The organism is Mesorhizobium sp. M7A.T.Ca.US.000.02.2.1 (assembly GCF_003996995.1).
GTDB lineage: Bacteria > Pseudomonadota > Alphaproteobacteria > Rhizobiales > Rhizobiaceae > Mesorhizobium.
Genome location: NZ_RZTT01000542.1, coordinates 1 through 3,375 on the forward strand (window position 1 = coordinate 1; position 3,375 = coordinate 3,375).

A 3,375-nucleotide genomic window follows, 5' to 3' on the forward strand; every position below is an offset into this window, starting at 1 on the left:
GGCAACAATCTGAAGAACGTCCCCGCCGAAATACCGCTCGGCACCTTCACCGCCGTCACCGGCGTGTCGGGCGGCGGCAAGTCGACCTTCCTGATCGAAACGCTGTTCAAGGCTGCTTCGCGCCGGATCATGGGCTCGCGCGAGCACCCGGCCGACCACGACCGCATCGAGGGCCTCGAATTCCTCGACAAGGTCATCGACATCGACCAGTCGCCCATTGGCAGGACTCCGCGTTCGAACCCCGCCACCTATACCGGCGCCTTCACGCCGATCCGCGACTGGTTCGCTGGCCTGCCCGAAGCCAAGGCGCGCGGCTATCAGCCGGGACGTTTTTCGTTCAACGTCAAGGGCGGCCGCTGCGAGGCCTGCCAGGGCGACGGCGTCATCAAGATCGAGATGCACTTCCTGCCCGATGTCTACGTCACTTGCGACGTCTGCCACGGCAAGCGCTATAACAGAGAGACGCTCGACGTGGTGTTCAAGGGCAAGTCGATCGCCGACGTGCTCGACATGACGGTCGAGGAAGGCGTCGACTTCTTCGCCGCCGTGCCTGGCGTGCGCGACAAGCTCGAAACGCTGAAGCAGGTCGGCCTCGGCTACATCCATATCGGCCAGCAGGCGACGACACTGTCCGGCGGCGAGGCGCAGCGCATCAAGCTGGCCAAGGAACTGTCGCGCAAGGCAACTGGCAAGACGCTCTATATCCTCGACGAGCCGACCACCGGCCTGCATTTCCACGACGTCGCCAAGCTGTTGGAAGTGCTGCATGAACTGGTCGACCAGGGCAACACGGTGGTGGTCATCGAGCACAATCTCGAAGTGATCAAGACCGCCGACTGGGTGCTCGACCTCGGCCCCGAAGGCGGCGACGGCGGCGGCGAACTGGTTGCCTCCGGCACGCCGGAAGCGATCGTGCGCGAGAAGCGCAGCTACACCGGCCAGTTCCTGAAGGAGCTTCTGGAACGGCGCCCCGGAGGCAAGCGCGAAGCGGCGGAGTGATGGTCGGATCGGCGGCCGCCTGGAGAGCTTTTGATGACAATCCGAAGGGCGCTTGCCGGCGATCTCCACACTGTCGTCTCGCTGACGGAAGCGGCCTATGCGCCTTACACTGCACTGTTAGGCGCACCGCCGATCCCAGTCACCGAGGACTATGCGCCGCGCATTGAGGGCGGCGAGGTGTGGGTGTTGGAAAGTGGCGGCGGACTTGCCGGACTGATCACGCTCGAACGGCATGACGACCACGCGATGATCTTCTCCGTAGCGGTCTCTCCTGACTTTCAGGGCAAGGGCTTCGGCATTGCGCTGCTGAAACACGCGGATGAGCTGACCCGTCTCTGGGGTCTGCCAGAAGTGCGGCTCTACACCAACGCCAGGATGGAGCGGAACATCGCGCTCTATCTGGCCTATGGTTTCCACGAAACGGGTCGCCGGCCCAATCCCTACCGGCCGGGATGGGTGCTGGTCGACATGGCAAAATCGGTCCACGAGAGCACAGCGGCCTGATTTTCTGAACTTGGGAGAATGAGATGAGCACATCGGGAACAATCCGCGCCGGCATGGGCGGCTGGACCTTCGAGCCCTGGGATACGTCCTTCTATCCCGACAAGCTTTCCAAGGCCAAGCAGCTGAACTACGCCACTCGCCAGGTGCCGAGCATCGAGGTCAACGGCACTTACTATTCTAGCTTCAAGGAGCCGACCTTCGTTAAATGGGCCAAGGAGGCGCCGGACGGTTTCGTGTACTCGCTAAAGGGCAACCGCTTCGTCACCAACCGGCGCGTGCTGGGCGAGGCCGGCGAATCGATGATGCGTTTCCTCGGTTCGGGCGTTGCCGCACTCGGCGAAAAGCTCGGGCCGATCCTGTGGCAGTTCGCGCCGACCAAGAAATTCGATCCGGACGATTTCGAAGCCTTTTTGAAACTGCTGCCGGAAAAGCAGGACGGCGTTGCGCTGCGCCACGCGGTCGAGGTCCGCAACGACAGTTTTGTCGTGCCGGAATTCGCAGCACTTGCCCGAAAATACAAGGCCGCGATCGTCTACGCCGACCATGCCAAATATCCCGATATCGCCGACGTCACCGCCGATTTCGTCTACGCCCGGCTGCAGACCGGCAGTGACGACAATCCCGATTGCTACACGCCGAAAGGTCTCGATGAATGGGCCGCGCGGGTAAATATCTGGGCGCAAGGCAAGCAGCCGGCCGACCTGCGGCGCGCCGACCCCGCCACCGATGCGCCGGTCAAGCCGCGCGACGTGTTCGTCTACTTCATCACGGAGGGCAAGGTGCGAGCGCCGTTCGGCGCCATGGCACTGATGAAGCGGGTGGACCAGGATCTGTCGGTGCCCTGACGCTGCGGAATCATGGCATCTTCGCCATCGTCGTAACCTTATCGATACCTCCTTGCTGCATGAATCCAGCTGAACCAGTCGCAAATCTGGGCCGCCGCGGGCAAGGACGAGGGGCATGTCGCTCGACTACACTTCACTTCTGCTGGCTGTCGGTTTTTCCGCTGCCTGCCTGAGCCTGACCTTGTTTGGCATGTGGCTGACCGCTCGCTCGGAAAAGTTCCTGCTGACATGGGCGGCCAGCCTGGTGTTCGTGGTCGGCGATATTTTTTTCTATGACGCCTATATCGATATGCCCGGGCGCCTGCTGGGCATCGCCACGCTGGCTTTCCTCCTGCTCGGTTTCTCGACAATGCTGGGCGCGGCCTACCAGTTCAGAACCGGCGGCTCGCCAGTGCCGCGAACGGCGTTTGGCAGCGCCATTTCGCTGGCCGTGACATTGCCTCCCATGGCTCTAGGCTATGACGGGCTGGGCTTCATGTTCGAAAATGCCTTCGCCGCCTTGCTTCTGTTCGCAACGGCGGTCGAATACTGGAAAGGCCGCGACGAAGCCCCTGCCCTGACAACCGGTATCACCGCGCTCTATTCGGCCACGGCCGCATCCTTTGCTCTCTGCGCCATGGTTTTGGCCTGGGAGGGAAAGCTGGTCCTTGGACATGCGCCAAGCAACTGGGCCGAGGAACTGAGCCTCATCATCGTTATCGCCAGCATGACCGGCATCGGAGCGCTTTCCCTGGCCCTGAACCAAGGGCGTCTGGCCCGGCATCACCGCCACAATGCCCTGACCGACCCGCTGACCGGCCTGCTCAACCGCCGCGCCCTATTCGACCTGCACGGCGATGCGCCGGTCGGTGCCTTCACGGCGGTGGTCGTCTTCGACCTCGACAACTTCAAGGCCATCAACGACGAATTCGGCCACGCCGCCGGCGATGAGGTGCTGAGGGGATTTGCACGGGAACTCGCCAGCAATCTCCGCCCGGGCGATGTCGCCGCGCGCATGGGCGGCGAGGAATTCGCGCTGGTGCTGAAG

Annotated in this window: 4 protein-coding genes; all 4 read left to right on the forward strand. The window is 62.8% G+C overall.

Annotated elements, in window-relative coordinates; translation table 11 throughout:
- Positions 1 to 999 (forward strand): ATP-binding cassette domain-containing protein (locus EOD15_RS31135; protein WP_127409160.1); only part of this gene is annotated, 999 nt, incomplete at its 5' end.
- 33 nt (positions 1,000 to 1,032) lie between these two features.
- A complete protein-coding gene (locus EOD15_RS31140; protein ID WP_127321436.1) occupies positions 1,033 to 1,503 on the forward strand; it encodes a GNAT family N-acetyltransferase in 471 nt (156 codons plus the stop codon).
- Positions 1,504 to 1,526: 23 nt separating this feature from the next.
- Entirely contained in the window at positions 1,527 to 2,348 is an 822-nt protein-coding gene (locus EOD15_RS31145; protein WP_127321437.1) for a DUF72 domain-containing protein, read from the forward strand.
- A 115-nt stretch (positions 2,349 to 2,463) separates the two neighbouring features.
- Positions 2,464 to 3,375: GGDEF domain-containing protein (locus tag EOD15_RS31150; RefSeq protein ID WP_148129722.1), on the forward strand; the 912-nt coding region annotated here is incomplete at its 3' end.